The following is a 25,928-nucleotide window of genomic DNA, read 5'->3' on the forward strand; positions in this document are numbered from 1 at the left end:
TCCGATTAAGCATACAAACTTAAACGAAGTCTGGCAAATTTTATTATTGTTTATTTTTACATAGATTGTGCATCCGTTTCGTCTACGTTACTATGTACATCTAGCTCTCTATGCATATTTTCTTGCATAAACGTTAACTCAAATACTTCTTTTAGCTTACGGACAGGAATAATTTCAATTCCCTTTATCGTATACAAAAATGGTTGCATATTTTCAGCAGGAATGATGACTTTCTTAGCTCCCGCTTTTTTCGCAGCTTTTATTTTTGCGTACACGCCACCAATAGGCTTTACTTCTCCGTGTATACTTATTTCACCTGTCATCGCTACTTCATTATTTACATATGTGCGATGCACCGCTGAATATACACCTGTTGCCATAGCAATTCCTGCAGAAGGTCCATCAATTGGGATACCACCTGGAAAATTAATATGTATATCGTATCCTTCTGGCAACACATCTAAAGAACGAAGTACTGTTAATACATTATCAACAGAGCCTTTCGCCATACTTTTACGACGAATCGATTTCGTTTGACTACCAATACTTTCTTCTTCCACAATTCCGGTAACATTTACCGATCCTTTATCTTTCGCCGGAATTGCTGTTACTTCAATTTCTAATAACGCACCTGTATTAGGTCCGTATACAGCAAGGCCATTTACAAGACCAATCCTTGGAATCGGATAAATATGCTTTTCGTATTTCGGTGTAAGCTGACTTGAGTGAACAACCCACTCTATATCTTCATCTTTAATGAAAGAACGTTCTTCATTTATCGCCATACCAGCAGAGATTTGTACGAGATTAATCGCTTCTCGTCCATTTCTTGCATACATCCCAATCATTTCAATACCATTTTCACCTATTTGCATTTCCACTCTTTCCGCGGCGTTTTTCGCTACTTTTTGAATTTCTTCCGTATCTAATTCACGGAAAAACACTTCTAAGCAACGTGACCGAATAGCAGGAGGGATTTCCTCTGGCGAACGTGTCGTTGCTCCAACTAAGCGAAAATCTGCTGGTAAGCCTTTTTGGAAAATATCGTGTATATATGTCGGAATCATCGTATTTTCTTCACTATAGTACGCACTTTCTAAAAATACTTTCCGATCTTCTAACACCTTTAACATTTTGTTCATTTGAATCGGATGGAGTTCTCCAATCTCATCAATAAACAAAATACCACCATGCGCATCTGTTACAGCGCCTTTCTTCGGTTGCGGAATACCTGCTTGCCCCATCGCTCCAGCACCTTGATAAATCGGATCATGCACCGAACCAATTAAAGGGTCTGCGATACCACGTTCATCAAACCGAGCTGTCGTCGCATCAAGTTCAATAAATGTAGCATTCGTACGAAATGGAGATTTAGGATTTCGTTTCGCTTCTTCCAATACAAGACGTGCTGCCGCTGTTTTCCCAACACCTGGCGGGCCGTATATGATTACATGTTGCGGATTCGGACCACAAAGAGCCGCTTTTAACGACTTAATCCCGTCCTCTTGCCCTACAATATCTAAAAAAGATGTAGGACGCACCTTTTCCGCTAGCGGCTCTGTTAAAGAAATCTCACGCATTTTACGAAGCTGTTCTAATTCTTTTTTCGATTCTCGATCAATTGAAACTTTTTGTGTTCGTTGATTTCGAAGTAAATGCCAAAAATACAATCCGACAATTACACCAAAAACAAGTTGAACAACTAAAAATATATTTGTCCAGCTCATTATTTATTTCCTCCCGCAATATTTTATCTCTTAGTATTTCCGCGGAGGAACGTAGCTAAACATAAAGAGAAACAGCAATTATAAAAATTGCTGTTTCTCTTTCGCATTATGCAGATGTTTTTGTATCAAGTACAGTACCGTCTTGTAACACCAATTTCGGTGGTTCATTATCAGCTACTGTTTCTTTTGTAAGAATACACTTCTCGATATCTTTACGAGATGGAAGTTCGAACATTACATCAAGCATTAAGCCTTCAATAATAGAACGAAGTCCACGAGCACCCGTTTTACGTTCAATTGCTTTTTTCGCAATTTCGATTAGTGCACCTTCTTCAAACTCTAACTCAACATCGTCAAGCTCCAATAGTTTTTGGAATTGCTTAACAAGTGCATTTTTCGGTTTCGTTAAAATATCAACAAGAGCATCTTCATCAAGTGGCTCTAGGTTCGCAATAACTGGAAGACGACCGATAAACTCTGGAATTAAACCAAATCTTAAAAGATCCTCTGGTAATACGTGAGATAAAACATGCTTCTCATTTACATCAGCATTTTTCTTCTCAGAACCAAATCCAATTACTTTTTCACCAAGGCGACGTTTAATAATTGGCTCAATGCCATCAAACGCTCCACCACAGATGAATAAGATATTCGTTGTATCAATTTGAATAAACTCTTGGTGCGGATGCTTACGACCACCTTGAGGTGGAACGCTTGCTACAGTACCTTCTAAAATTTTCAGAAGTGCCTGCTGCACACCTTCACCAGATACATCACGTGTAATTGATGGATTTTCGGACTTACGTGCCACTTTATCAATCTCATCAATATAAATAATTCCTTTTTCCGCTTTCTCTACATCATAATCAGCTGCTTGAATTAATTTTAGTAAGATGTTTTCTACATCTTCCCCAACATATCCAGCTTCTGTTAAAGATGTTGCGTCCGCGATTGCAAATGGAACATTTAAAATACGCGCTAACGTTTGTGCCAATAATGTTTTACCACTACCTGTTGGCCCGATAAGTGAAATATTACTCTTCGCTAATTCTACATCATCAATTTTGCTGTTAGAATTAATACGTTTGTAATGGTTATATACCGCTACCGCTAGTGCTTTTTTCGCACTATCTTGTCCGATGACATACTCATCTAAGATTTCACGAATTTCTACCGGTTTCGGTACATCTTTGAATTCTACTTCTTCGTCCTTCGCAAGCTCCTCTTGTACAATTTCAGTACAAAGCTCGATACACTCGTCACAAATGTAAACACCTGGACCTGCAACTAACTTTCGAACTTGCGTTTGTGTTTTACCACAGAAAGAACATTTTAATTGCCCTTTTTCATCATTAAATTTAAACATATTTTCACACCCCTTACAAAGTGCTAACCTCTTGCCTTCGTATGTACACGATAAATGTATCGTATGTAAATACATATTATGTCACTACGTAGCGAGAAATACAAATAATATGACTAGTTATGTACAAATAAAAAGTTTTTAAAACTTTTGAAATATGTATATTCGACTTATAAAGGAACTTTTCCTTCTTCATCGAAAAGTTTTATAAATATATTTCTATATTTATAAAACAAGGCACGATTAAAATCGCGCCTTGTTATTTTATTATGCAGCGTTTTCTACTAAGAAGTCTACAGCTTTACGCACTTTAAGATCTTCAGATAAAGCGTCTACGCTTCCAAGAGCTTGCTTGATAGCGTCTACTGGCATACCGTACATTTCAGCCATTTTTTCAACTTCTGCAGTTACTTCTTCTTCAGTAACTTCGATGTTTTCAGCTTCAATGATAGCTTCAAGAACAAGATTGATTCTTACACGTTTTTGTGCATCCTCTTTCATTTGCTCTTTTAATTTGTCAGCGTCAGTACCTGTGAATTGGTAGTAAAGCTCAAGGTTCATACCTTGTTGGCTTAAACGTTGCTCGAATTCACGAACCATACGATCTAATTCAGTGTTGATCATAGCTTCTGGAATTTCGATTTCAGCGTTAGCAGCAGCTAATTCTACTACTTCGTCACGTACTTTATGCTCAGCTTCGTGCTTTTTGCCTTCTTCTAAGTTTGTACGAAGTTTTGTTTTTAATTCATCAAGAGTTGCAACTTCTTCGTCAGCTTCTTTAGCGAACTCGTCGTTTAACTCAGGAAGTTCTTTTGTTTTGATTTCGTGAATTGTTACTTTGAATGTTGCTGGTTTGCCAGCTAATTCAGCAGCATGGTACTCTTCTGGGAATGATACTTCAACGTCTTTAGAATCACCAGATTTAAGACCAATTACTTGCTCTTCGAAACCTGGGATGAAAGTACCAGAACCGATTGCAAGAGAATAGTTTTCGCCTTTTCCGCCTTCAAATGCTTCGCCATCAACGAAACCTTCGAAGTCGATTACAGCTGTATCACCATTTTCAATAGTTCCTTCTTCTTTAACAACTAGTTCAGCTTGACGCTCTTGTAAAGCTTTTACTTCATTCTCTACATCTTCGTCAGTTACAGTTGTTTCAACTTTTTCTACTGCTAAACCTTTGTACTCACCTAATTTAACTTCAGGTTTCACTGTAACTTTTGCAGTGAAGATAAGGTTAGCATTTTTTTCGAACTTCTCGATGTCGATTTCAGGATGATCAACTGGGAAGATACCAGCTTCATCGATCGCTTCACCGTATGCTTTTGGTAAGATGATATCTAAAGCATCTTGGTATAAAGATTCGATACCAAAGCGTTGCTCGAATAACGGACGAGGCATTTTTCCTTTACGGAAACCTGGTACGTTAATTGTTTTTACTACTTTTTTGAACGCAGCGTCGATAGAGTTGTTTACTTCTTTAGCATCAACTTCGATTGTTAAAACGCCAACGTTACCTTCTAATTTTTCCCATTTTGTAGACATTTATTCTTTCCCTCCAACTATAATAATGTATGCACATACCTCTATAGATTAAGATCTTCATTATCTCTTTTTTGAAATAACAAATATACAAATAATCCTCTAGCAAAAGCTTTCAGATATAATGTTCCAATCTACTAATTGCCTAGAAGACAATTACGGTATATTTTGTTCGAGAATAATATGAAACATATTAAGTAAGAGAATTACACTTCTCTTCTCTTACAAACAGGCAGTTTTCTGCCTTTTGCAACCCTTACATTATAACATAGAATATGCTCGTTTCAAGAACTGAACAATTCTTTTTCATAATTATACGGGCAAATATCCTTCTCTTTCAACACGTAATAACCATTGATAGGCAATATGGAACTCTTCTAATTCAATATTGTATGCTGTCATAAGCTCTTCTTCATCAATAGCCAATCCGAAACGCTTTCTTCCAATTCTCTCTAAAACAGCAGCCCAAATCTCTTCTTTATCCATCAATAGAGCAAATGGGAATACGCCAATTTGCAATTCTTTCCAATATGTAACCATCACATCAAATATATCGGGATAATTTTGCTCTAATCGGCTTGATAATTTATGTATAATGTTATTGGATTGCTCCTCATTATGACCTGTAAATGCTGGAATTACCTTGATCGTATTACCAAACTTTTCTACCTCTATTTCTTCTTCTACCTGACTTTCTATCATTTTATACAAAATAGAAGTTTTTAAATAAGGATGCTGCTTTTCTTCTATTAAAAATTTCTTTAAAACAGGTAATGCAAGATCCAAGTCTTTTAACGAAAGTTGCTGAATCGCTCTTAGCTTCTGTCCAAAATTTTCTCCAAAAAGCTCATTAGTAAATTCATCCAATTCAAAGTTTGAATCTACTAGCGATGCGTCTCCCTCATTTAGCATACCTTCTGCAAATAGAGCAAGTTGCGCTAACTTTTCCTTTTGATCAGGCATTATATCTTTCGTTTGTAAAACCTTTTCAACAGTTTCAATAACACCTTCATAATCATTTGTTTGAACTAAAATAGTCACGTATGTTTCAAGAATATCACCAAATAAAACAACTCCTGTTTTAAGCAGCTGTTCACATTTATCTTTCGCTTCTTCCATACGTTTTAATTCGAGTAAACAAATAACTGAAGCTAATTCCGTTTGTTCCGTTTCCGCATTATACTGACGTAATATTTCAAAGCAGCGCAATGCATCTTCGAATTTCCGCTCTTTCAGCGCTAAAAACCCTTCATCAATATAGCGCTCTGATAGTTGTGGAAACAATACGACCGTATTTTCTTTTTTATCCATACGTCCGCCTCTTTTTCTTGATTTTAATTATGTTCAAAGTAAATATATCAAATGCGTAATGAGAACACAACATCCCAAAACTATTTGTTTGAAATATGAAAATATTTAACTTTTATATCCCAATACGAATAAATCTCCACAAAAAATTAAAATTGTACAAATAAAAATCCCCAGCAACAGGCGCAGAGGATTCTTCATTAATGGAAAGCTTTTATAATTGTGGGGTATATTACAAGGGTAATAATTTGGAGAACAATAATTGCCATAACAATCATGCTAAAATAGAAGATTGGTTTACTTCGCTTCATTAAAAACATAATAATAAGCATCGTACAAGCAAACAAACTCAAGAAGAACAAACTCGTTGTCGAACTAAGTATACCACTTGGGACAAAGAACAATAATACTACACTACAAGTACCTATAATTCCAAATAACCATTCCATTCATTCACTCATTCCCTTTCCCTCTCATGGCTGTTTTCTCTAAGCAATTAAATGTTTTACAACATCAACTACATACGTTAATTTCTCATACGCTACAAATCCAAAAGCAACTGTTAAGCCCGTTACTACTAATCCCTTCATCATTTCTTCCTCCTCGTTTTATCGTTGTTATCTTCATTATAAAAGATTAGCAATTTCTTACCATCGAACTACCTTACAGTTACCTTACAGAATTGTAAGATTTCAAATAGGATAGAAAAACACCCCATATCACTTGAGGTGACATCAAGGAATTTCTCTGTAATCACTTGTTTTTCTCTTAGTTATTTTTCGGAGAATCCACCCTTAAACTAATAGATTTACTAAATAACTTAGGGTTGAAATAATTATTCGTTACTTCCCTTAACTTACCTTCAAATGTTTTCGGATTACAAGCAAACACCGAATTGAAATCATGTTAATATATTTTTGTACAATTAAGAATTTAAAAGGGGGATTATACATGTTCAAAAAAGTAGCTGCTGATGTTTTAGGGTTAAGCGATGTAGGTTCTGTTATCACACCGAAAGATTATGATAAAGTCGATGCCGATGATTACGTGATGCATGAAGACGGAGAAAAAATTTACTTTCTAATTAAATCCAAATCAGATGAATATTGCTTCACAAACAAAGGATTAATTCACTTAGATGGTAAAAGCGCAACGAGTAAAAAACGAACACTACGCCGCTTTATCTATAGTAAGTATCAAATAAAAAACGTAGCACTCGAAACTGCAGGCACAATTGATTTAGATGTAGAAATTAAGTTTCAAATGGGAGATGAGTATTACTCCATTGATGTTCACAAAAAACATATTGAAGAATTAAAAGATTTATATAAAGCTTTACTTAAAATAGAAGAAATCTCATACGACAACGATATTACATTGCAGTATGCACATAAAAGTTTAGATATGGCCTCTAACGCTTTTAGCCGTATTTCAAACGCACAAGTGAATTTAGCAGAGCAATTTAAAGAGATGAACGAGATCGCCTTTAATTGGCTCGTTGATATGAAGAAACAATATAATGTGAAAGATTACGGTTTTGTCTTTGAGAAGTTTATTAATAACTAATTAAAAAAAAAACAAAAAACCTTGTTATCAAAAGATAACAAGGTTTTTTTAGCGTCCCAGGAGAGATTCGAACTCCCGACCGTACGCTTAGAAGGCGTATGCTCTATCCGGCTGAGCTACTGGGACATGGAGCGGGTGAAGAGAATCGAACTCTCGACCAGAGCTTGGAAGGCTCTTGTTTTACCACTAAACTACACCCGCATATGTTATTTTATTTTTCTTCGTTAGCGCTGTTGCCCTATCGACAATATTTATTATATGTATAACCATACATAAAGTCAACACCTTTTTTAAAAGAGGATAATTTTTCTTATCCTCTTTTAAAAACTGCTTGTTCAACTAGTTGTCCGTCTAATGTTTCAAAACGAACTTCCATTTGATTTTCATCCATTTGTAATAAAGCAAATGTCTTTTCTACACGCTGACGCGGTAATAAAATACTACCTGGATTAATAAATAAAACACCATCAATTAATTCCGCACCTAATACGTGAGAGTGTCCGAAGCATGCAACTTGCGCCTCTACCTCTTCTGCACGGTACGCTAATGTTTGTAATGTCATTTTCACATTATGACGATGTCCATGCACAACTAAGAAACGAATACCATCTACGTCAGTTACAATTTCATCTTGAAAGTTAGCATAATCACAGTTTCCTTTTACAACATGGAAACCTTGCAGTTCTTCATGAGCAGGCGTTAGCTCTGAATCACCGCAATGAATCATGATATCTACTTTCCCTTCATATTTCTCTTTCAACTGCTGTAATTCCTTCACAGAGCTATGACTATCGCTTACGATTAAAGCTTTCATCAATCTCTCTCCCTTATTCTCCTAAAAACCATTCAGGGATTTTTTCTTCTAGCTTACGAAGAGCACGTCCGCGGTGGCTAATGGCATTTTTCTCATCTGAACTTAATTCTGCCATTGCTTTTTTGTATTCTTCCACATAAAAGATCGGATCATATCCAAAACCGTTTTCTCCGCGGCGTTGTTCTAAAATAAATCCTTCACATGTCCCATTTACAATGACAGGCTTTTTATCACCCTCAGGGAAAGCAACTGCTAATGCACAATAGAAACGTGCTTTACGCTTTTCAAAGTTAACGTCATTTAATTCTTGTAACACTTTATCGATATTCGCTTGATCATTTTTCGGTTCACCAGCAAAGCGAGCTGAATATACTCCTGGTTTTCCGTTCAAAGCATCTACAATAAGACCTGAATCATCCGCAATTACGATTGCATTCAACTGTCTACTCAAACTATCCGCTTTTAAGATTGCATTTTCTTCAAATGTTTCACCAGTTTCCTCGACTTCTTCAATATGAGGAAAATCGTGTAATGATTTCACTTCTAAATCAAATCGCTCAAATAACTCAGCAAACTCACGCACTTTCCCCATATTTTTTGTCGCTACAACAACTTGTTTCATACTTTCCACCTCTACTCTATATGAGATACGATGTCACCTAATGCTTCTTTTTGCATATCAATCAGTTGGAAAATGCCTTGTTCCGCAGCATCAAGTAGTTCATTTAACTGAGCTCTACTAAACGTCGCTTCTTCTCCAGTTCCTTGTACTTCAACAAACTGACCTTTCCCAGTCATGATCACGTTCATATCAACGTCTGCTTTAGAATCTTCTGCGTAGTTTAAATCTAAAACAACACCTTGCTCTTCAACAATCCCTACTGACGTTGCTGCTAAATAATCTTTCACTGGAATTTTAGATACTTTTTCCGCTTGTAATAACTTCTCAAAAGCTAATACCATCGCTACATATGCACCTGTAATAGAAGCCGTTCTCGTTCCACCGTCTGCTTGAATAACATCACAGTCAATCCAAACTGTTCTCTCGCCAAGCGCTTCTAAATCAACTACCGCTCGTAACGCTCGTCCAATTAAACGCTGAATTTCCATTGTACGCCCTGTTACTTTCCCTTTACTTGACTCCCTAATTGTACGTTGTTCTGTTGCACGCGGAATCATCGCATATTCAGCTGTTACCCAGCCCTTTCCTTCTCCACGCATAAACGGTGGTACACGCTCTTCAATTGTCGCTGAGCAAATCACCTTTGTATCCCCAACTTCAATTAATACAGATCCCTCTGGATGTTTTAAATAATTCGTATGAATATGTATATGACGTAATTCTGTTTTCTCTCTACCATCTACTCGCATAAAAATAACCTCCTCATAACTACTTGTTAGTATAGCCAAATTTAAATGTATGATATGTATACAATAAAAGAAGGAGAACCCCAAAAGCAATTCTCCTTTCTTACTTAAGTATATCAAATTATTCAAGATTAAAAACTACCTGTATTCACGTTTTCTGGACGATTTACAGGTTTTATTAACTTTCCACCCTTTTCATCTATAAGATTTGCTTTTCCATTTACTTCAATAGAAATATTTTTCACACCTTTCTTTTCTGTTAAAGATAAAACTAACGACTTCAATACGTAATTTGAAATCATATTTTTATCTGGGTTTACAAATATATTTTCATTAAAGTTTAATGTAAGATTTCCGTCTTGTAATTTCGGATTCGTAATAAGCTTAACGCCAGGATTAAAATCATTCAGGAGCGATTGATGAATCGGACCTTTTACAAGCTCATCTATAATCGCTGCATAATCACTTTCTTTTCCTTCCACAACGCGGCGTGTGACTGGTACGTAGTATTGCTGTTTATTATTATTTTGCGCCATAAAATACAGTGTGACTGGTTTGGTATTCGTTACATCTGCTACTTGTTCATCATCGAAGTTAATACCATTTGCACGGCTCACTCCTTCACCAAGCGGTGTACCACCAACAGGCATCTTCGCCAATTTCTCACCATTTATTTGGAATTGCACTTGTTTTATCTCTGTAAATTGCGTCAACGTCCACGCTATAGATTCAACGATTTGACGTTCTTCTTCTTTCGCATAATTTTTCATTTCTTTAGAGAAATCAATAACTGCCGTCCCATCTTTTTTCAAATCTAAGGTCATCGTTGTATTCGCCGGAATGACTGCACGGAACCCATTCGGTAATAAATTCGTTACCGGTCCATCTTTCACAAGGTATTCTAACGTTTGCTGCACGACCTCATTTGCTTTCGGAGTAGGTATAGCTAACGTTTGTGGTACAACATAACCATTTTTATCAACAAGGTATAGTTCTCTATTCACCGTTTGTCCTTGCTTATCTTTCTTCGTTACTTCTTTCTTCCCACCCTCTGTATACGTAACTTGTTTTGGCGGATCAATTTGTTCAGTTGCTTTCTCCTGATTTATAAAGCCACACCCTGTTAGTAAAACAGCGCTCACAGTAGCACCAACAACCCATTTAAAAGTGGATTTAGGCATGCCATTCCCCCCTAAAATCTAAGTTTGTACTATTATGTATACGAGCTGTTTCACTTTTTAGAACAAGCTGTGCTTCTTATAAAGTAAAACTTTAATCAGCGGGGGTCTTACTACCCGGAAAATAGCCGGGTAAACAAAAAACTCCTGATTTCTCAGGAGCTCACTTATATGAATTCTACGATTATTCTTTTTCTAAATGAATATGCTTCACATTTTCAATCGGTTGACCGAACCATTTTGATGCAATCTCTTTAAACAAGCCTATTTTTCCTGTTGTTAAGAAGAGATGATCGCTTTGTTCCTCTCCCTCATTCAACATTTTACTATGATATAAAATTGTACTTACTTCACGTGCTGTTTCATCACCAGAACTAATTAGTTGTACTTTATCTCCCATTACTTTCTTAATAACAGGTCCTAAAATCGGATAATGTGTACACCCTAATATAAGTGTATCAATATCAGTACTTTTCAGTGGTTGCAGCGTTTCTCTTACAACTTCATACGCCATTTCACTTTCGAAATTCCCACTCTCTACAAGTTCAACGAAAGGCGGGCACGCTAAACTTTCTACCATAACACGGTTATTAATAGACTTTAACGCCTCTTCGTATGCACCACTTTTCACCGTTCCAATCGTTCCAATAATCCCAACATGATACGTGTTTGTCACTTTTAAAGCTGTACGTGATCCTGGGTGAATAACTCCTACTACTGGAATTGGTAATTGTTTTTGCATCTCTTCTAATACAACTGCAGTGGCTGTATTACATGCAATAACTAACATTTTGATATTTAAATCTAGTAAATGCTCCGTCATTTCCCACGTAAATTGACGCACTTCTTCTCGAGAACGTGGACCATAAGGGCAACGTGCTGTATCCCCTAAATATATAATGCGCTCTTTCGGTAACTGACGAATTAATTCTTTCGCTACTGTTAAACCGCCAACCCCTGAATCGATAACACCGATTGCTCTATTCAACTTCATCACCCGTTTTCTCATTCATCATCTTATTTTATTTTTATCATTATATTTTACACACTTTAAGTTCGCTCACTTAAACTGCTTCTGTATGAAAATTTTCATTTGTCCTGTATAGACTAGGACCTTTTTTATTTTGCTCCTTTTTTTCATAATTTGCAAGACAGAAAAACAACCGACCTTCTATAAGAAAGTCGGTTTCTTCTATATTAATGTCTTCACTCATACTTTCTCATTACACTATCTTTTTTCGGAAATGAAGACATTCTTATTAATAAGGAGAGATGTACAGAAATTAAAAGGACGATAATTTATTTACAGCTCTTTTTATAGCCTTACCTATTTCCATACTAGACTGCGGGTTTTGCCCTGTAATTAAATGCGCATCTACTACGACATGCGGCGTGAAATTTGGAGCAACATAAAACAAAGCCCCTTCTTCTTTCAATTTACTTTCTAATAAAAACGGCACTCGCTTTTCTAAATGTACCGCTTTTTCCTCATCATTCGTATAACCTGTTATACGCTTACCGGCAACAAAAAACGAGCCATCTTTATTTTTCACACCGACTAAAGAACTTACTCCGTGACACACAGCCGCTACAATCCGATTATTGTTGTACATATTTACAATTAAATTCGCAACATATGGATTACCTGGAAAATCTACAATCGCCCCGTGCCCACCACCAAATAAAACCGCATCATAATCCGAAAAATGAACATTTGAGATCGGCTTCGTATTTTGCAACAAAGATGCAACATGCTTAAATTCACGAGGTATCCCGTTCGAAATAGACACTCTATCAATAGGTACTCTACCGCCCTTTATCGACACAATATCAACATCGAACTTAGCCTTTTTAAATACATTATAAGGAGCTGCGAGCTCTTCCAGCCACAAACCAGTCGGGTGTCCATTCATATCATGAGCACTTGTTGAAACTAACAGTATCCTTTTCAACATATCCCCTCCTTATTACCTACTTATGTATAAAACGTTCTTATCATTCATATAGCAGGTGAAACAAACAGAAAAATAGCCGACTCTTTATATAAAAGTCGGCTGCTTTCTTATAGTTCGAGCTCTCCCATACGAAGAAGCTCCACAACTGCTTGTGAACGTCCTTTAACCCCTAGCTTTTGCATTGCGTTTGAGATGTGGTTGCGAACTGTCTTTTCACTTATAAAAAGTTCACCTGCAATTTCCTTCGTTGTTTTATCTTGAACCAGTAATTCAAATACTTCTCTTTCTCTCTTTGTGAGTAAAGGTTTAGATTGATACGCTTTTTCCTTCAACTGGTATAACCCTCCTTGCTTAAGCCAGAGCTGTGTATGTGTAAGTTGGGTGTTTATTTAGTCAAGATATTGTATGAACGAAATGTGCAGGTGGTGAATAAAAATGGGCTGTATTTCCCATGTTATTTTAGACTTTTATACATTGCGTACACTCTTTTTATCCACTCACTTTCCAACGCGCCATATTTGTTCTAGCAATATACTGAAAACCGTACCTACAAATAAACCATTCCCGAATATATATTGCATAACAGACGGCAAAGATTGGAGTGCTCCAGACGGTAAAAACATAACGCCACTTCCAAATAATACTGCAACTCCCAAAATCGTTACATTCCTTTCGCTGAGCTCCACTTGTTTTATATTATTAAATCCAATTCCAATTAACTGTACGAACGAAGCCATTAAAACGGCCGATGCGACAGCAGATGGCAAGGATGCTAAATAACGAATAATACTTGGAAAAAGAGACATTACGACTAGTAAAGCACATGCCATTAAGAACGATCGTACATATTTTTGTTTTGTTAAGCGTATAAATCCTGCCGTTGCTGGTAACGGAACGACACCTACAGTTGAAAATACGGAGGAAATGATATGCGAAATCCCTCCAACCCACGTACCATCCTTCAACTGTTTCTGTTCAATAGTTGCTTTATGAATGGTAGCTTGATTAATTGCTATAATAGCTGCCACTGTATTAGAAACTAAAATACATACCATAACGAAACTGGATACAGCCATACCTGTATTCCATTTCGGAAGCCCCCAAGCAAACATTTGTGGAAGTTGCACAAAATGAGTTACTTGAGATGGAACCGTCACTTTTCCTGCAATGAGAAAAATAATCCATCCGCTAATTAATCCTATTAAAACTGCATAACTTTTGACAAAACCTTTCCCAAAATTAGACAGCATAATAACGAACAAAAATATACTAAACGCGATTATCGCTGTAAATCCATCGATTTGAGAAATAGTAGCTGTAATTCCTAGCATTCCTTTTAAAAACACACCACTTAATTGTAAACATAATAAAAGTAAAAACGTCCCTGTCACAACTGGCGTAAATAAAAATAAAATACGTCCTATAAAACCAGTTACTCCTAATCCTATTAAAATAACACCGGAGATTATCATTCCTAATTCTAAAATTTGCAATGTGCTATGCAATTGATCCTGCCCGACAGTTGCATAAGCAAGTACTGTAAATACACCAACCCAAGATCCAGCTGGTCCATCCGCAATTGGCAGTCTATGCCCAATCCATCCTTGTAAGAAAGAAGATATACCAACTACAAAAAACGTACGCTGCATTAAATAAAATATTTCTTCCGTCGTAAGATGAAATAATCCGCCAACGACAATTGGTAGTGCGATTGAATTTGCTAATAGAAATATAAACCATTGCAAAGTTCCCATAATATGATTTTGGTTATGTTGATTGTCCAAAATGTTCATCCCTTCTAGCTTTCCTATAAAAAATATATTGTAAGAATAAAAAAGAAGAGTTCTATACTCACTATTAGAACCCTCCTCAAGGCATTTAAACGATTCTTCTACACAAGATTATTTAATTCCACCTCATTTAAGCTCCCGACAACAATATTTCCTTTATACACGACTAAACGTTTTTCTGTTTGACGTGCTACCGCTTCAGCAGTGCATGTCGCATTTGTCAAAACAAAGCTCGCTTCATCCCCTACATTCGGCCATACCCGCTTCCCTTCATTATTTAACGTTTCTTTTCCTCCCGTAATAAAGCGAATGGCTTTTCCTAAAGACCTTTCGTCACTCCACCCAAAACGCTCTGCTAATCGATTTGCCTTTTGCAGCATATCACCTGTTCCAAACGGTGACCAATGATCTGTAATACTATCATTTCCTAATGAAACCTTAACATCTTTTTTATCTAATAACGGAATTGGGATTACTTGTTTACCAATTGGTACTGTTGAAGTAATATCAATATTTACAGCAGCTAGTTTTTCTGCCACTTCCTCAGCTTCTTTATCAGTAACACCACCAAGTCCAAGTGCATGACTAATTGTTACACGACCTTGCCATCCTGCTTCTTCTGTTAGACTTGCCAATCTTTGCATCGTAAACGTTCCAAGATTATTCGCATCGTGCAAATGAATATCAACATCCGCATTAAATTCTACTGCGATATCCATAATTGTATGTAATGATTTTTCAATGTCATTATCCACTGTAGCTGGATCTACTCCTCCGACTAGATGAGCACCCATACGCATCGCATCTTTCACAAGTTGCACAGAATCACTGCGCAATAATCCATGTTGTGGAAACGCAACAATTCTACCGGACACCCGATTTTTATATGTTTCTAATGCCGCTAACGTCACCTCCAAATTACCAAGTCCAATAATCGGATCAACATTACAATGCGTTCTAATATTCGTTGCACCATTTCGCAGTAGTAACTCTAGCATATTTTCCGCTCTATCTTGAGCCGTTGCTAATTGCTTTGGTAAAATTTTTTCTTCTTCATTAAAACGTGTAAAAATACTTTCTGCTGGCATACAAGCTTTCCATGGGCCACTATAATATGTTTTATCAATGTGAATGTGCATCTCTTCGAAAGCTGGCAGAATTAATAAGCGCTTAGCATCAAGCGTTACTATACCCTCCTCTTGAACAACCCCTTCTATAATTTTTTTAATCCGTCCATCTTCAATGAGTAAACTACATAATTTTGTTTCTGTTTGTGAAATTTCCCCTTCTTCATATGCATACCCTGATTCGAGCATTACATTAGTCAACCAATATACTGTCATCTCTATCCCCACCTTTTATTAAAAGTCACCTCTTACTATAATTTTAATATCTACTAAAAATTAAGACAATTAATACGATTGTTCCTCAAAAAAAAATGTAATACATCACCATAGTCTTCTCATAAATTTCCATATAGAATAGAAATATATAGTTTGATATAGAAAGGAGTCGATTGTAATATGTCAAAAAAATTATATAAATCCGAAACTGATAAAATGCTCTTTGGTATATGTGGTGGTTTAGGAGAATATTTTGATATTAGCTCTACTCTCATTCGTATCATTTGGGTTATTGCTGTTTTATGTTTTGGGACAGGATTTTTGGTTTATTTCATTTGTTTATTACTTATGCCACGTTCGTACTAATGGCATCATGCATATACTTAATCAAAATATAAAAAAATCACCTATAGAATTCTATAGGTGATTTTTTTATGAAGAATACTTCATCGTTAAATGTAATACCGCCACTTCATCTTCTTCATTTTTATAAATATGTTTCTTATTCGCTTCAAATTGAATGGAATCAAACTCACTTAATTCGTATACATCATTCTCCACTTGAATAGATACTTTCCCTTTCATTACCGTTACAAGCTCAATCGCACCTTCGTGATGAGCTTCTGGTTCATATATACTATTTGCCCGTAAACAAGCACGGTGCATTTCCATCCCTGTTTCTTTCGTATAACGGAACATCGTTTCTAAATGCCATGCTTGTCCTACATCTACTGCGAATCCTTCTCCGCAGCGCGCAACAGCTACAGGTTCTCCAACAACCATTAATCTTGATAAAGGAATTGATAATCCTTTCGTTATTTTCCAAATGACAGCTAGCGTCGGATTTGTTTCCCCTCTTTCAATTTTTCCTAATGTTAACTTACTAACCCCTGTTTTTTGGGCTAATTCTTCTAAACTTAATTTCTTTTCATTTCGAATTTGTCTCAATAACTGTCCAACTTGCTGAATGACTTCTTTCGTTTGCATATCTTCATTTTCTTTCATCTATAAAACCACCTTAAAGTATAAAATAGTTTACTTTCATTTCATTAAAGTATATTATACTATACATAATCATTTAATTCCAAAAGGAGTGTTATACTTCATGCGCGCAATTTTATTAGGTCTTTTATCATCGGCCTTTTTTTCTGCCACCTTTATTATTAATAGGGCAATGAATGTATCTGGAACAAGCTGGGCTTGGACAGCTTCCTTCCGTTTTTTATTTGCTCTTCCTATTTTATTCCTTATCGTTTTATTTCGCAAAAACTTTAGGGGATTATGGGCAGAGTTAAAAAAACATCCATTGGCGTGGATCGGATGGGGTTCCGTTGCCGGTATTGGTTTTTATTCTTTATTAAGTTTCGCAGCTGTCTTTTCTCCAGCTTGGCTCGTCGCTGGAACTTGGCAAGTTACGATTTTAGCTGGGTTACTACTATCACCATTATTTTTCGTGAAAATAGAAACGAAATCAGGTACGAAACTTGTACGTGGAAAAATTCCACTTCGCAGCTTATATGTTGCATTATTTATTTTACTTGGTGTAATTTGTATGCAAGCAACTGCCGCAGGCCATATTACAATGACTCAGTTCATTTCAGGTTTTTTACCTGTCGTATTAGCTGCTTTCTTATATCCGTTCGGCAACCGAAAAATGATGGAGCTTGTTGGCGGACGCCTTGATACATTCCAACGTGTATTAGGAATGGCTATTGGAAGTCTTCCTATAACAATTTCGCTTGGCATATATGGGTTTTCTACTACTGGCATTCCAACATCCAGCCAAATACTTCAAGGACTTTTATTAGCATTATGTTCCGGCGTTATCGCAACGATGACATTTTTCTTTGCTACTGACTTAGCAAAAGATAACCTCGCCTTACTCGGGGCAGTTGAAGCAACACAAGCTGGAACGATGGTATTTACCGTGCTTGGCGAAATAATTTTCTTAAATGGTTCATTCCCTGGAGGACTTTCCCTCATTGGAATGATTATTATCATGTTAGGAATGGTTGCAAATAGTATTTTAAACCGCTCTGTTCCAGTCGTTAAACAAAAAAAATCAGCATAAAAAAGGAGTATGGTTCTATAGCAATGAACCATACTCTTTTTTATTGTCCCCCTATTTCGCCTTATCAGAATAGTATTTCATTTACTGTTTATACTAAAACGTATGTTATAATACGTTTCATGCGCATTAATAGGAGGTAAATTATGTTAAAAAAAGCAATCGCTGAATTTATTGGTACATTTGTACTTGTATTATTCGGAACTGGAGTAGCTGTCACTGGCGGCGGAATTGAAGGAATTGGAACATTAGGAATCGCTATGGCTTTCGGTCTATCTATTGTAGCTATGGCATATAGCATCGGAACAATTTCTGGATGTCACATTAACCCAGCAGTATCGATAGCTATGTTCATCAACAAACGAATGAATGCTACGGAACTTTGTTATTATGTATTAGCTCAAATCTTAGGTGGTTTATTAGGAACTGCAACATTAGTAACAATTTTAAAATCTGCTAAAACACCTTTAGATAATTTAGGACAAAATGGTTTCGGATCTCTTGGTTTATCCGGAGCATTTTTAGTTGAGTTCGTCTTAACTTTCGTATTTATTTTAGTTATCGTGGCTGTAACAGGTAAAAAAGGAAGTTCTTCTTTAGCGGGACTAGTAATTGGTTTCACATTAGTTTTAATTCACTTATTAGGAATTCCGTTAACTGGAACATCTGTTAACCCAGCTCGTAGTATCGCACCAGCTTTATTTGTTGGTGGAGAAGCACTTTCTCAACTATGGGTATTCATCGTAGCACCGATTCTTGGTGGTATCTTCGCAGCTATCGTAGGTAAATTCATTTTAAATACTGAAAAATAGAATTTTCAATATTTACGAATAAAAAAAGGCGAGCCCTCATCATGAGGAAGCTCGCTTTTTTATTCTTTAATTTTAGACTTTAAATTGGTAACTAATTGCTCTACCGTTACATTTGCAAGTACGTTTTCCATCGCTTCTTGCGCTTGCATTAAAATAATTTCTAATACTGATTGAATATTAGCTCCTACTGGACATTCAATGTTGGGATTTTCATGGAAGGAAAATAGCTGTCCTTCTTCTACAACTTCCACTGCTTTATATACATCAAGTAATGTAATCTCTTCTAAATCACGAGCAAGTGTCGTACCACCTTTACCAGCTTGTACATCAACAAGTCCTGCTCTCTTCAACATTCCTGTAATGCGACGAATCACAACTGGATTTGTATTCACACTACCAGCAATCCATTCAGAGGTACAGCGAGAGTTTCGATCTATCGCAAGTAAGGTTAGCATATGAACACCTACTGTAAACCGACTACTAATTCCCATCTGCACACCCTCCTTTGTATTCATTCTATTAAAAGACGACTCTTATTATTATATACTATTTTTAATTTATACATAAAGAAAAAGCATGATTTCAATAGAAAATCATACTTTTCTCTCTTTATTGACGCTTTATGAATTTTGCTAAATCTTTAAATTTCACTTTGTCGGAGTAATTCATTACACCATTTACGTAAATACGGCTTGCAAGCATATTGACGATAGCAATTGTCACCAATAAAATTACTAACGTCACAATAACCTCTACAGCGCCTGCTTCACCAGCTACAAGCCTTGAAAATGTAACCATAGGTGTAAAGAATGGAACATATGAACTAACTACAGCTAATGTACTATTAGGATCAAATAATGATTTAATACTAATGAAAAATGCTGCTATACCTAACATCGTAATTGGGAACGAAAGAGATTGCACATCCTCAATTTTTGATACAACAGCACCAACCGCTGCATATAACATTGCATATAGTAAGTAGCCCGTAACAAAATATACAACGAACATACTAATTACTACAGCATCCAACTTAGAAAAATCTAATGTAAGTCCCACTAAAGATGCGTTTTCTAAATCTACCCAACCTAATAAATACGGTACAAGAAAACCAAAGGAAGCAATAACAAGTAATAGTAAAGCACTAGAAACAATTGCTAAAATTTTGGCATGTAACATTGTTAATGGTTTTACTTTCGGAAGCATTAACTCCATAACACGAGATGACTTTTCAGATGCTATCGTCGTCCCAATTGCAGTTCCAAACACAATAATAAACATATATAAAGCAAACGAGAAAACATAGCCAATGCCGAAGGAAGATGCATGATCCTTGACTGCCTCTTGTTTTAACGGAATTTCCATCTGTAACTGCTTTGCTACTTCTACAGATACATTATTCTTTTCAATCATTACCGCTGTATATTGTTCTTTTAAATAACTCGCCATAAGTGTAGCAGTTGATTGACTCGGAAAGCCACTATACATATACGTCACTTCCGGAATACCATTCTTTTCTGTAATACGGAATAGACCGTCTAAATCCCCATCTTCTACTTGCTTACGTAGCTCATTAAACTTATCCTTATTTTCTACAGTTACTTTAGCAGACGGAAGTAACTTTGTTAAATCACTTTCTTGCACTTTATAAGTATCGCTTTCAGTTACTACAGCAAATTTATCTTTCCCTTTATCATTATCAGATGTGAAATGATTAAATGCAAAAAGTCCAAACACGACTAAAAATAAAATCGCACTCGTAATTAATGATTTTTTAGATAAAAACGCTTCCCTAAAATAAAATGAAAATACATGAGAAAATTTACGCATCGTTATTTCGCCCTCTCTACAAAGATTTCATTTAACGTCGGCTCTAACATTTTAAATTGTCGTAAGCTAACACCTTGCTCTTGCAACTGCTGCAAAATCTTGAGAGCTTCCGCATCATCTTGTACTTTCACATAAAGAAGGCCTTGTTGTTTTTCATATGATACATGTATAGATTCTAATCCTTTTTCATTCTCTACTGTATCTTCAATCGTTAAATTACGGAAACCGTATTCTTTCTTAATATCACTTAGCTGCCCTTTTACGACTGCTTCACCTTTTTTCAAAATACATACATGTTGGCAAAAAGCCTCTACTTGTTCCATACGATGACTTGATAAAATAATCGTCTTTCCGCTCTGTACTTGTTCTTCAATAATGCTAGCTAACATTCCCGCATTGACCGGATCCAGTCCGCTAAATGGTTCATCTAAAATGAGAAGCTCCGGATTATGTAGAAGAGCAGCAATTAATTGGATTTTTTGCTGATTCCCTTTTGAAAGTTCTCCAGCCGTTTTAAATTTATATTCTGGTATCGCTAAACGCTCTAACCAGTGATCAATAGCTTGATCTACTTCTTTCTTCGACATTCCTTCTAATCTACCAAAATATCGCAATTGATCTATTACTCTACTTTTTGTATATAAACCTCTTTCTTCTGGTAAATACCCAATTGTTACGCCACTATTCCCAAATGATTTTCCATCCCACGTAATCGAGCCTTCATTAGGCGTTAATAATCCGAGAAGCATTTTGATTGTCGTTGTTTTCCCTGCACCATTTCGTCCCAGCAATCCTAGCACTTCACCTTTTGGCAACGAAATTTGCAAACCGTTAACTGCTTTTGATTCTCCAAATTGTTTCGTTAAATTTTGAATTTGTAAACTCAAAGTATAAAGCCTCCCCTTTAGTATCATTCGAACTCTCTTTCAAAGACTATGTTTATTCAAGACAAAATATAGCAATACACTTCATCCTCTTATATGTAAACACCATCATTAATCCATCATTTGTTCTATTTAGTTAAAATTGTAAATAACAAAGCTCTTTTTGTCAATTATAATTGTCATTACGACAATAAAACTTGTCAAAATAACTTTTATTATTTTGCTCATCTTTCTAATATAGGACATACTACTATATATACAAAAGACAATATGCAAATGTTCATATAAAAATATTATATTTTAATATATAATATAAAATGATTTTCTAACATCAAGGAGGATACATATGAAGATGAAGAGGGGCATTACCACTTTATTATCTGTAGCAGTTCTATCTACATCACTTGTAGCATGTTCAGGAACACCAGAGAAAACAGTGGCAAAAGAAGAGAAAGTAAAATTAACAGAACAGCAATTAATGGCTGATTTATGGTATCAAACAGCCGGTGAAACGAAAGCACTTTACTACCAAGGATACAATATCGGCCAATTAAAGCTTGATGCAGTTCTTGCAAAAGGAACAGAAAAAAAACCTGCTATCGTACTTGATTTAGACGAAACTGTTTTAGATAACAGTCCTCATCAAGCAATGAGCGTAAAAACAGGAAAGGGTTATCCTTACAAATGGGATGATTGGATTAATAAAGCTGAGGCTGAAGCCCTTCCAGGCGCAATTGATTTCTTAAAATATACAGAGTCTAAAGGTGTAGATATTTACTACATCTCAAACCGCAAAACGAACCAACTAGATGCAACCATTAAAAATCTTGAGCGTGTAGGTGCTCCTCAAGCAACGAAAGAACATATATTACTGCAAGACCCGAAAGAAAAAGGAAAAGAGAAACGCCGTGAACTCGTTTCTCAAACACATGATATTGTCTTATTCTTCGGTGATAACTTATCTGATTTCACTGGTTTTGATGGAAAATCTGTAAAAGATCGTAATCAAACTGTAACAGATTCAAAAGCACAATTTGGTGAGAAATTCATCATTTTCCCGAATCCAATGTACGGCGATTGGGAAGGTGCTCTATATGATTATGATTTCAAAAAATCAGATACGGAAAAAGATAAAATCCGTCGCGACAATTTAAAATCATTTGATGCAAAATAAAGAGGATGGCATTCGCCATCCTCTTTATTTTGCTTTCTCTGTTAAAGGCAAGATAAACACTTCCACACGTCTATTCTTTGCCTTTCCTTCTTGTGTATCATTTGGAGCAATTGAACGGTATTCTCCGTAACCAATCGCACTAAATTTTTCTGGTTGTAATTCTTTATTTTGGAGTAATACTTGCATAAAATTAACTGCCCGCTGCGTACTTAATTCCCAATTCGATGCAAACTGCGCATTGGCAATAGGGACAGTATCCGTATGACCGGATACTGTAATTTCACGAGGTGACGCTGAAACAAGTAAAGTAGACATCTCTTTTGCAATCCCTAAAGATTCTAATTTCACATCTGCTTTCCCCGAATCAAACAGTATATTCTCTAATATTGTCAGCATTAATCCCTTTTCAGTTAATTTAGTTTGAAAAGAAGAGGATAATTGTTTCTCATTAATATATTGATCAATCTTTTTTTGTAATGCTTTCAATTCATCCATCTCTTTTTTTTCTTTTTCTCTAGCTTCTTCTTGTTTTTTGGCTTGTTCTGTCTCAAGGCTACTGGCTGATAATTCTTTTTCATCATTTGGCTTTTGATCACTTAAAAATTCTTTGTTACCTGTCCCACCTGCTAATTCACTTCGAAAAGCAACTGCCATCTGTTTAAACTTTGCAGCATCTATACTACTCATTGCGAATAATACGATGAACAATGCAAATAACAACGTTAACATATCAGAATATGGAATTAACCAAGTTTCATCAATATGCTCATCATGTTTTTTCTTTTTGCCTCTTTTATTTTTCTTACTCCGCATTTTTTTCTGCTCCTTTTTCTAGCTTTTTACGCTCAGTTGCAGAAAGTGCACCTAAAATGCGGTTCTTCATAATAAACGGATATGTACCTTCTTGTAACATTAATAAACAATCAATGATTAAACGTTTTTTCTCAATTTCAGCGGCAGATTTTTGCTTTAACTTATTTGCAAATGGATGCCATAATACATAACCTGAAAAAATACCAAAAATCGTTGCAATAAATGCACCCGAAATAGCATGGCCTAGCTTTTCAATATCAGTTAAGTTACCAAGCGCAGCTACAAGACCGATAACAGCACCTAAAACCCCTAATGTCGGTGCATATGTGCCGGCTTGTGAAAAGATTGCTGCCCCTTTTGCATGCCTTTCTTCAATTGCTTCTAATTCAGCTTCTAAAATTTGTTCTAAATCTTCTGCCGATACACCGTCAATCACAAACTTCATACCTCGCAAAAGAAATTCATCTTGAATTTTGTCTAATTGTTGCTCTAAAGACAAAATACCGTACTTTCTACTTTCAGATGTCCAATGAACAAATAATTCTAGCAACTGTTCATAACTTAAATCCTTTTTATTTGAACCAAAAAGAACTTTAAATAGTTTTGGAACCTTTTTTAGCTGATTCATCGGAAATGCAATACACACTGCAGCAAATGTACCGATAAAAATAATTAATGCTGCGGCAGGATTTAATAAGGCATTTACGTCAGCACCCTTGACGACCATCCCTACTACCACTGCTACAAATCCTAAAATAAGTCCAATAATTGTTGCAAAATCCATTCCCATTCACTCCTAGTCTATACAAGAAGTTCTTTATTCTCGATAATCGCTACATCTTCTTATGTATATATATTACATAAAAAATGCATTTCATGAAAGATAAGAAATGCATTATATAAAAAAAATACTACAAATTCACACATTTTCTGACATTTTCTTTGCATTTCTATTACGTTATGACTCTTATATTTCTTTTCCAACAAACTAGACTTATAATAAAAAAACGATACATATTTTATTAAGAAGGGACTGTGATTACAAGGCATCATGAAAAAGATAATAATTATTTCTGCCACTACTATTGTAATCGGTATCACATCTTTCACTTACTTTGGTTCTAAATCACCACTACACAATGAAGCGAAAGCTGTCGAAAGTCAAAAGCATACTAACCACCCAAAAGAAGAGATTCCTGCTTTTCCAAAAGCTGATCATAATGCAAAGAAAATAGACAATAACTTTTCAGTTGTAACAAATCCAGAATCTAATCTTGTCTTAATTAATAAACATCGAAAACTACCAGATGGATACACTCCTGAGGACTTAACGAGACCAAATGTACCATTTACTAGTCCAAAAGACAAAGAAAAAACTCTACTACGCAAAGATGCTGCAGAGGCACTTGAAAACATGTTCAAAGCTGCAAAAAAAGAAGGGCTTGATCTTACAGCTGTATCTGGTTATCGTTCATACAAACGCCAAAAATCGTTGCATGATACATACGTTAGACGTCAAGGGAAAGCTGAAGCTAATTCAGTAAGTGCAATTCCTGGTACAAGTGAACACCAAACGGGTTTAGCAATGGATATTAGTTCGAAATCAGCTAATTTTCAATTGGAGCCTATCTTCGGAGAGACAGCAGAAGGAAAATGGGTCGCGGAACACGCTCATGAATTCGGCTTTGTCATTCGTTACTTAAAAGATAAAACAGACACAACAAAATATGCATATGAACCATGGCACTTACGCTACGTTGGTAATCCATACGCTACATACATATATAAACATCACTTAACATTAGAAGAAGCAATGGAAGACAAAAAATAAGAGAGCAATTTGCTCTCTTATTTTTCTTTCACTCTATCATTGTAGTAATTTCTTCTTCCATTCTTCTGGCCATGGTTCGCCTCTCCCTGTTTTTTTCGACGCTTGAACCATCATTCCACGACCTACTAAACAAACCTCTCCTTCTGCATTTTTCACCATATAATGCAAATCTAAAGAAGAATTCCCAACCGATCCTGCCTTTACATATACCTTCAACTGTTCATCAAAATATATTTGCTTAATAAAATTACATTGTAAATCTGCAACAACGATCATCGTTTCTGATGATGCATGTGTCCACTCTTGCATAAATCCAAGTTCTTTAAACAACGCGATACGAGCTTCTTCAAAATAAGTAAAAGCAACGACATTATTTACATGCCCAAACATATCTACTTCACCAAAACGAACCTTTACAGGATTGTAAAATGAAAAACCATTTTCCCATTTCTCAAAGTCTTCAATATAAGAAATTCTCTTCAATGTTATCTCCCCTTCTCAAAAAAACAGAATAAACTGAAAAATATAGTTATAAATATTGCCTCTTCAAGATGAAGAGGCA

The 25,928-nt window shown here is 35.8% G+C and carries 27 protein-coding genes and 2 tRNA genes; 6 read left to right on the forward strand and 23 right to left on the reverse strand.

Going from position 1 to position 25,928, the window contains the following annotated elements:
* Positions 1 to 56 precede the first annotated feature (56 nt).
* The 5 genes from lonB to COK05_RS02350 all read right to left on the reverse strand — a co-directional run bounded on the left by lonB (position 57) and on the right by COK05_RS02350 (position 6,389).
* Positions 57 to 1,727 carry an ATP-dependent protease LonB gene (lonB, locus tag COK05_RS02330; protein ID WP_141538861.1) on the reverse strand — a complete coding sequence of 557 codons (1,671 nt, stop codon included), beginning with the start codon at positions 1,725 to 1,727 and terminating at the stop codon, positions 57 to 59.
* A gap of 106 nt (positions 1,728 to 1,833) precedes the next feature.
* Complete coding sequence (gene clpX / locus COK05_RS02335) at positions 1,834 to 3,093, reverse strand: ATP-dependent protease ATP-binding subunit ClpX (RefSeq protein WP_098611307.1); 1,260 nt, start codon at positions 3,091 to 3,093, stop codon at positions 1,834 to 1,836.
* A 264-nt stretch (positions 3,094 to 3,357) separates the two neighbouring features.
* Positions 3,358 to 4,635, reverse strand: a complete 1,278-nt coding sequence (tig, locus tag COK05_RS02340; RefSeq protein ID WP_098611308.1) for a trigger factor — start codon at positions 4,633 to 4,635, stop codon at positions 3,358 to 3,360.
* 309 nt (positions 4,636 to 4,944) lie between these two features.
* Positions 4,945 to 5,943, reverse strand: a complete 999-nt coding sequence (locus COK05_RS02345) for a hypothetical protein (protein ID WP_098611309.1) — start codon at positions 5,941 to 5,943, stop codon at positions 4,945 to 4,947.
* 197 nt (positions 5,944 to 6,140) lie between these two features.
* Entirely contained in the window at positions 6,141 to 6,389 is a 249-nt protein-coding gene (locus COK05_RS02350; protein WP_001983650.1) for a hypothetical protein, read from the reverse strand.
* A gap of 502 nt (positions 6,390 to 6,891) precedes the next feature.
* Between COK05_RS02350 and COK05_RS02360 the strand changes: the two genes are divergently transcribed.
* On the forward strand, positions 6,892 to 7,506 hold the full coding sequence (locus tag COK05_RS02360; protein ID WP_098611311.1) for a PH domain-containing protein: 615 nt from the start codon (positions 6,892 to 6,894) through the stop codon (positions 7,504 to 7,506).
* Between the two features lie 52 nt (positions 7,507 to 7,558).
* Here the strand turns inward: COK05_RS02360 and COK05_RS02365 are convergent.
* The 11 genes from COK05_RS02365 to COK05_RS02420 all read right to left on the reverse strand — a co-directional run bounded on the left by COK05_RS02365 (position 7,559) and on the right by COK05_RS02420 (position 15,954).
* Positions 7,559 to 7,632, reverse strand: a tRNA-Arg gene (locus tag COK05_RS02365).
* 1 nt (position 7,633) lies between these two features.
* Positions 7,634 to 7,707: transfer RNA gene (locus COK05_RS02370), tRNA-Gly, on the reverse strand.
* Positions 7,708 to 7,816: 109 nt separating this feature from the next.
* On the reverse strand, positions 7,817 to 8,320 hold the full coding sequence (locus tag COK05_RS02380) for a metallophosphoesterase (protein WP_098611312.1): 504 nt from the start codon (positions 8,318 to 8,320) through the stop codon (positions 7,817 to 7,819).
* 13 nt (positions 8,321 to 8,333) lie between these two features.
* Entirely contained in the window at positions 8,334 to 8,942 is a 609-nt protein-coding gene (locus COK05_RS02385; RefSeq protein WP_141538862.1) for an XTP/dITP diphosphatase, read from the reverse strand.
* A gap of 11 nt (positions 8,943 to 8,953) precedes the next feature.
* Entirely contained in the window at positions 8,954 to 9,691 is a 738-nt protein-coding gene (gene rph / locus COK05_RS02390; RefSeq protein WP_001261765.1) for a ribonuclease PH, read from the reverse strand.
* A 128-nt stretch (positions 9,692 to 9,819) separates the two neighbouring features.
* On the reverse strand, positions 9,820 to 10,869 hold the full coding sequence (gene gerM / locus COK05_RS02395) for a spore germination protein GerM (protein ID WP_098611314.1): 1,050 nt from the start codon (positions 10,867 to 10,869) through the stop codon (positions 9,820 to 9,822).
* A 181-nt stretch (positions 10,870 to 11,050) separates the two neighbouring features.
* Entirely contained in the window at positions 11,051 to 11,860 is an 810-nt protein-coding gene (gene racE, locus COK05_RS02400) for a glutamate racemase (RefSeq protein ID WP_000774005.1), read from the reverse strand.
* A gap of 289 nt (positions 11,861 to 12,149) precedes the next feature.
* Positions 12,150 to 12,821, reverse strand: coding sequence for a type 1 glutamine amidotransferase domain-containing protein (locus tag COK05_RS02405; protein WP_098611315.1), 672 nt, complete (start codon positions 12,819 to 12,821; stop codon positions 12,150 to 12,152).
* Positions 12,822 to 12,928: 107 nt separating this feature from the next.
* Entirely contained in the window at positions 12,929 to 13,153 is a 225-nt protein-coding gene (gene gerE / locus COK05_RS02410; protein WP_000659484.1) for a spore germination transcription factor GerE, read from the reverse strand.
* Positions 13,154 to 13,318: 165 nt separating this feature from the next.
* On the reverse strand, positions 13,319 to 14,614 hold the full coding sequence (locus COK05_RS02415; protein WP_098611316.1) for a purine/pyrimidine permease: 1,296 nt from the start codon (positions 14,612 to 14,614) through the stop codon (positions 13,319 to 13,321).
* 98 nt (positions 14,615 to 14,712) lie between these two features.
* Entirely contained in the window at positions 14,713 to 15,954 is a 1,242-nt protein-coding gene (locus COK05_RS02420) for an amidohydrolase family protein (RefSeq protein WP_098611317.1), read from the reverse strand.
* A 180-nt stretch (positions 15,955 to 16,134) separates the two neighbouring features.
* On the opposite strand from COK05_RS02420, the gene COK05_RS02425 reads away from it, so the two are divergent.
* A complete protein-coding gene (locus COK05_RS02425) occupies positions 16,135 to 16,320 on the forward strand; it encodes a PspC domain-containing protein (protein WP_098536680.1) in 186 nt (61 codons plus the stop codon).
* A 66-nt stretch (positions 16,321 to 16,386) separates the two neighbouring features.
* Here the strand turns inward: COK05_RS02425 and COK05_RS02430 are convergent, their stop codons facing one another.
* Entirely contained in the window at positions 16,387 to 16,959 is a 573-nt protein-coding gene (locus tag COK05_RS02430) for a helix-turn-helix domain-containing protein (RefSeq protein ID WP_098611318.1), read from the reverse strand.
* Positions 16,960 to 17,059: 100 nt separating this feature from the next.
* Here COK05_RS02430 and COK05_RS02435 point away from each other — a divergent pair, with 100 nt between their 5' ends.
* Positions 17,060 to 18,025: a DMT family transporter gene (locus tag COK05_RS02435; protein ID WP_098611319.1), complete on the forward strand. Its 966-nt coding sequence runs from the start codon at positions 17,060 to 17,062 to the stop codon at positions 18,023 to 18,025.
* Between the two features lie 143 nt (positions 18,026 to 18,168).
* Entirely contained in the window at positions 18,169 to 18,834 is a 666-nt protein-coding gene (locus COK05_RS02440) for an aquaporin (RefSeq protein ID WP_098611320.1), read from the forward strand.
* A 59-nt stretch (positions 18,835 to 18,893) separates the two neighbouring features.
* On the opposite strand, the gene COK05_RS02445 is transcribed toward COK05_RS02440, so the two are convergent.
* The 3 genes from COK05_RS02445 to COK05_RS02455 form a co-directional block, all read right to left on the reverse strand.
* On the reverse strand, positions 18,894 to 19,325 hold the full coding sequence (locus tag COK05_RS02445) for an Rrf2 family transcriptional regulator (RefSeq protein ID WP_098611321.1): 432 nt from the start codon (positions 19,323 to 19,325) through the stop codon (positions 18,894 to 18,896).
* Between the two features lie 118 nt (positions 19,326 to 19,443).
* Positions 19,444 to 20,664, reverse strand: a complete 1,221-nt coding sequence (locus COK05_RS02450; RefSeq protein ID WP_098611322.1) for an ABC transporter permease — start codon at positions 20,662 to 20,664, stop codon at positions 19,444 to 19,446.
* A gap of 2 nt (positions 20,665 to 20,666) precedes the next feature.
* Positions 20,667 to 21,551, reverse strand: a complete 885-nt coding sequence (locus tag COK05_RS02455; protein ID WP_141538863.1) for an ABC transporter ATP-binding protein — start codon at positions 21,549 to 21,551, stop codon at positions 20,667 to 20,669.
* Between the two features lie 343 nt (positions 21,552 to 21,894).
* Here COK05_RS02455 and COK05_RS02460 point away from each other — a divergent pair, with 343 nt between their 5' ends.
* On the forward strand, positions 21,895 to 22,722 hold the full coding sequence (locus COK05_RS02460; RefSeq protein ID WP_098611324.1) for a 5'-nucleotidase, lipoprotein e(P4) family: 828 nt from the start codon (positions 21,895 to 21,897) through the stop codon (positions 22,720 to 22,722).
* A 24-nt stretch (positions 22,723 to 22,746) separates the two neighbouring features.
* Here the strand turns inward: COK05_RS02460 and motB are convergent, their stop codons facing one another.
* Together motB and motA are read right to left on the reverse strand one after the other, a co-directional pair.
* Positions 22,747 to 23,535 carry a flagellar motor protein MotB gene (gene motB, locus COK05_RS02465; RefSeq protein WP_098611325.1) on the reverse strand — a complete coding sequence of 263 codons (789 nt, stop codon included), beginning with the start codon at positions 23,533 to 23,535 and terminating at the stop codon, positions 22,747 to 22,749.
* A complete protein-coding gene (gene motA / locus COK05_RS02470) occupies positions 23,525 to 24,319 on the reverse strand; it encodes a flagellar motor stator protein MotA (RefSeq protein WP_098611326.1) in 795 nt (264 codons plus the stop codon). Before motA ends, motB begins: the two co-directional genes overlap by 11 nt.
* A 267-nt stretch (positions 24,320 to 24,586) precedes the next feature.
* Between motA and COK05_RS02475 the strand changes: the two genes are divergently transcribed.
* Entirely contained in the window at positions 24,587 to 25,366 is a 780-nt protein-coding gene (locus COK05_RS02475) for a M15 family metallopeptidase (protein WP_098611327.1), read from the forward strand.
* A gap of 36 nt (positions 25,367 to 25,402) precedes the next feature.
* Here the strand turns inward: COK05_RS02475 and COK05_RS02480 are convergent, their stop codons facing one another.
* Positions 25,403 to 25,849 (reverse strand): acyl-CoA thioesterase, encoded by a 447-nt coding sequence (locus COK05_RS02480; protein WP_098611328.1) that lies wholly within the window; start codon positions 25,847 to 25,849, stop codon positions 25,403 to 25,405.
* Between the last annotated feature and the right edge of the window lie 79 nt (positions 25,850 to 25,928).

Origin of the sequence: Bacillus cereus (assembly GCF_002567495.1) — a bacterium.
GTDB lineage: Bacteria > Bacillota > Bacilli > Bacillales > Bacillaceae_G > Bacillus_A > Bacillus_A cereus_AQ.

Bases quoted from the DNA above. Each gene is read 5' to 3' on its own strand.
- lonB (WP_141538861.1), bottom strand. From the start codon at position 1,727: ATGAGCTGGACAAATATATTTTTAGTTGTTCAACTTGTTTTTGGTGTA.
- clpX (WP_098611307.1), bottom strand. From the start codon at position 3,093: ATGTTTAAATTTAATGATGAAAAAGGGCAATTAAAATGTTCTTTCTGT.
- tig (WP_098611308.1), bottom strand. From the start codon at position 4,635: ATGTCTACAAAATGGGAAAAATTAGAAGGTAACGTTGGCGTTTTAACA.
- COK05_RS02345 (WP_098611309.1), bottom strand. From the start codon at position 5,943: ATGGATAAAAAAGAAAATACGGTCGTATTGTTTCCACAACTATCAGAG.
- COK05_RS02350 (WP_001983650.1), bottom strand. From the start codon at position 6,389: ATGGAATGGTTATTTGGAATTATAGGTACTTGTAGTGTAGTATTATTG.
- COK05_RS02360 (WP_098611311.1), top strand. From the start codon at position 6,892: ATGTTCAAAAAAGTAGCTGCTGATGTTTTAGGGTTAAGCGATGTAGGT.
- COK05_RS02380 (WP_098611312.1), bottom strand. From the start codon at position 8,320: ATGAAAGCTTTAATCGTAAGCGATAGTCATAGCTCTGTGAAGGAATTA.
- COK05_RS02385 (WP_141538862.1), bottom strand. From the start codon at position 8,942: ATGAAACAAGTTGTTGTAGCGACAAAAAATATGGGGAAAGTGCGTGAG.
- rph (WP_001261765.1), bottom strand. From the start codon at position 9,691: ATGCGAGTAGATGGTAGAGAGAAAACAGAATTACGTCATATACATATT.
- gerM (WP_098611314.1), bottom strand. From the start codon at position 10,869: ATGCCTAAATCCACTTTTAAATGGGTTGTTGGTGCTACTGTGAGCGCT.
- racE (WP_000774005.1), bottom strand. From the start codon at position 11,860: ATGAAGTTGAATAGAGCAATCGGTGTTATCGATTCAGGGGTTGGCGGT.
- COK05_RS02405 (WP_098611315.1), bottom strand. From the start codon at position 12,821: ATGTTGAAAAGGATACTGTTAGTTTCAACAAGTGCTCATGATATGAAT.
- COK05_RS02415 (WP_098611316.1), bottom strand. From the start codon at position 14,614: ATGAACATTTTGGACAATCAACATAACCAAAATCATATTATGGGAACT.
- COK05_RS02420 (WP_098611317.1), bottom strand. From the start codon at position 15,954: ATGACAGTATATTGGTTGACTAATGTAATGCTCGAATCAGGGTATGCA.
- COK05_RS02425 (WP_098536680.1), top strand. From the start codon at position 16,135: ATGTCAAAAAAATTATATAAATCCGAAACTGATAAAATGCTCTTTGGT.
- COK05_RS02430 (WP_098611318.1), bottom strand. From the start codon at position 16,959: ATGAAAGAAAATGAAGATATGCAAACGAAAGAAGTCATTCAGCAAGTT.
- COK05_RS02435 (WP_098611319.1), top strand. From the start codon at position 17,060: ATGCGCGCAATTTTATTAGGTCTTTTATCATCGGCCTTTTTTTCTGCC.
- COK05_RS02440 (WP_098611320.1), top strand. From the start codon at position 18,169: ATGTTAAAAAAAGCAATCGCTGAATTTATTGGTACATTTGTACTTGTA.
- COK05_RS02445 (WP_098611321.1), bottom strand. From the start codon at position 19,325: ATGGGAATTAGTAGTCGGTTTACAGTAGGTGTTCATATGCTAACCTTA.
- COK05_RS02450 (WP_098611322.1), bottom strand. From the start codon at position 20,664: ATGCGTAAATTTTCTCATGTATTTTCATTTTATTTTAGGGAAGCGTTT.
- COK05_RS02460 (WP_098611324.1), top strand. From the start codon at position 21,895: ATGAAGATGAAGAGGGGCATTACCACTTTATTATCTGTAGCAGTTCTA.
- motB (WP_098611325.1), bottom strand. From the start codon at position 23,535: ATGCGGAGTAAGAAAAATAAAAGAGGCAAAAAGAAAAAACATGATGAG.
- motA (WP_098611326.1), bottom strand. From the start codon at position 24,319: ATGGATTTTGCAACAATTATTGGACTTATTTTAGGATTTGTAGCAGTG.
- COK05_RS02475 (WP_098611327.1), top strand. From the start codon at position 24,587: ATGAAAAAGATAATAATTATTTCTGCCACTACTATTGTAATCGGTATC.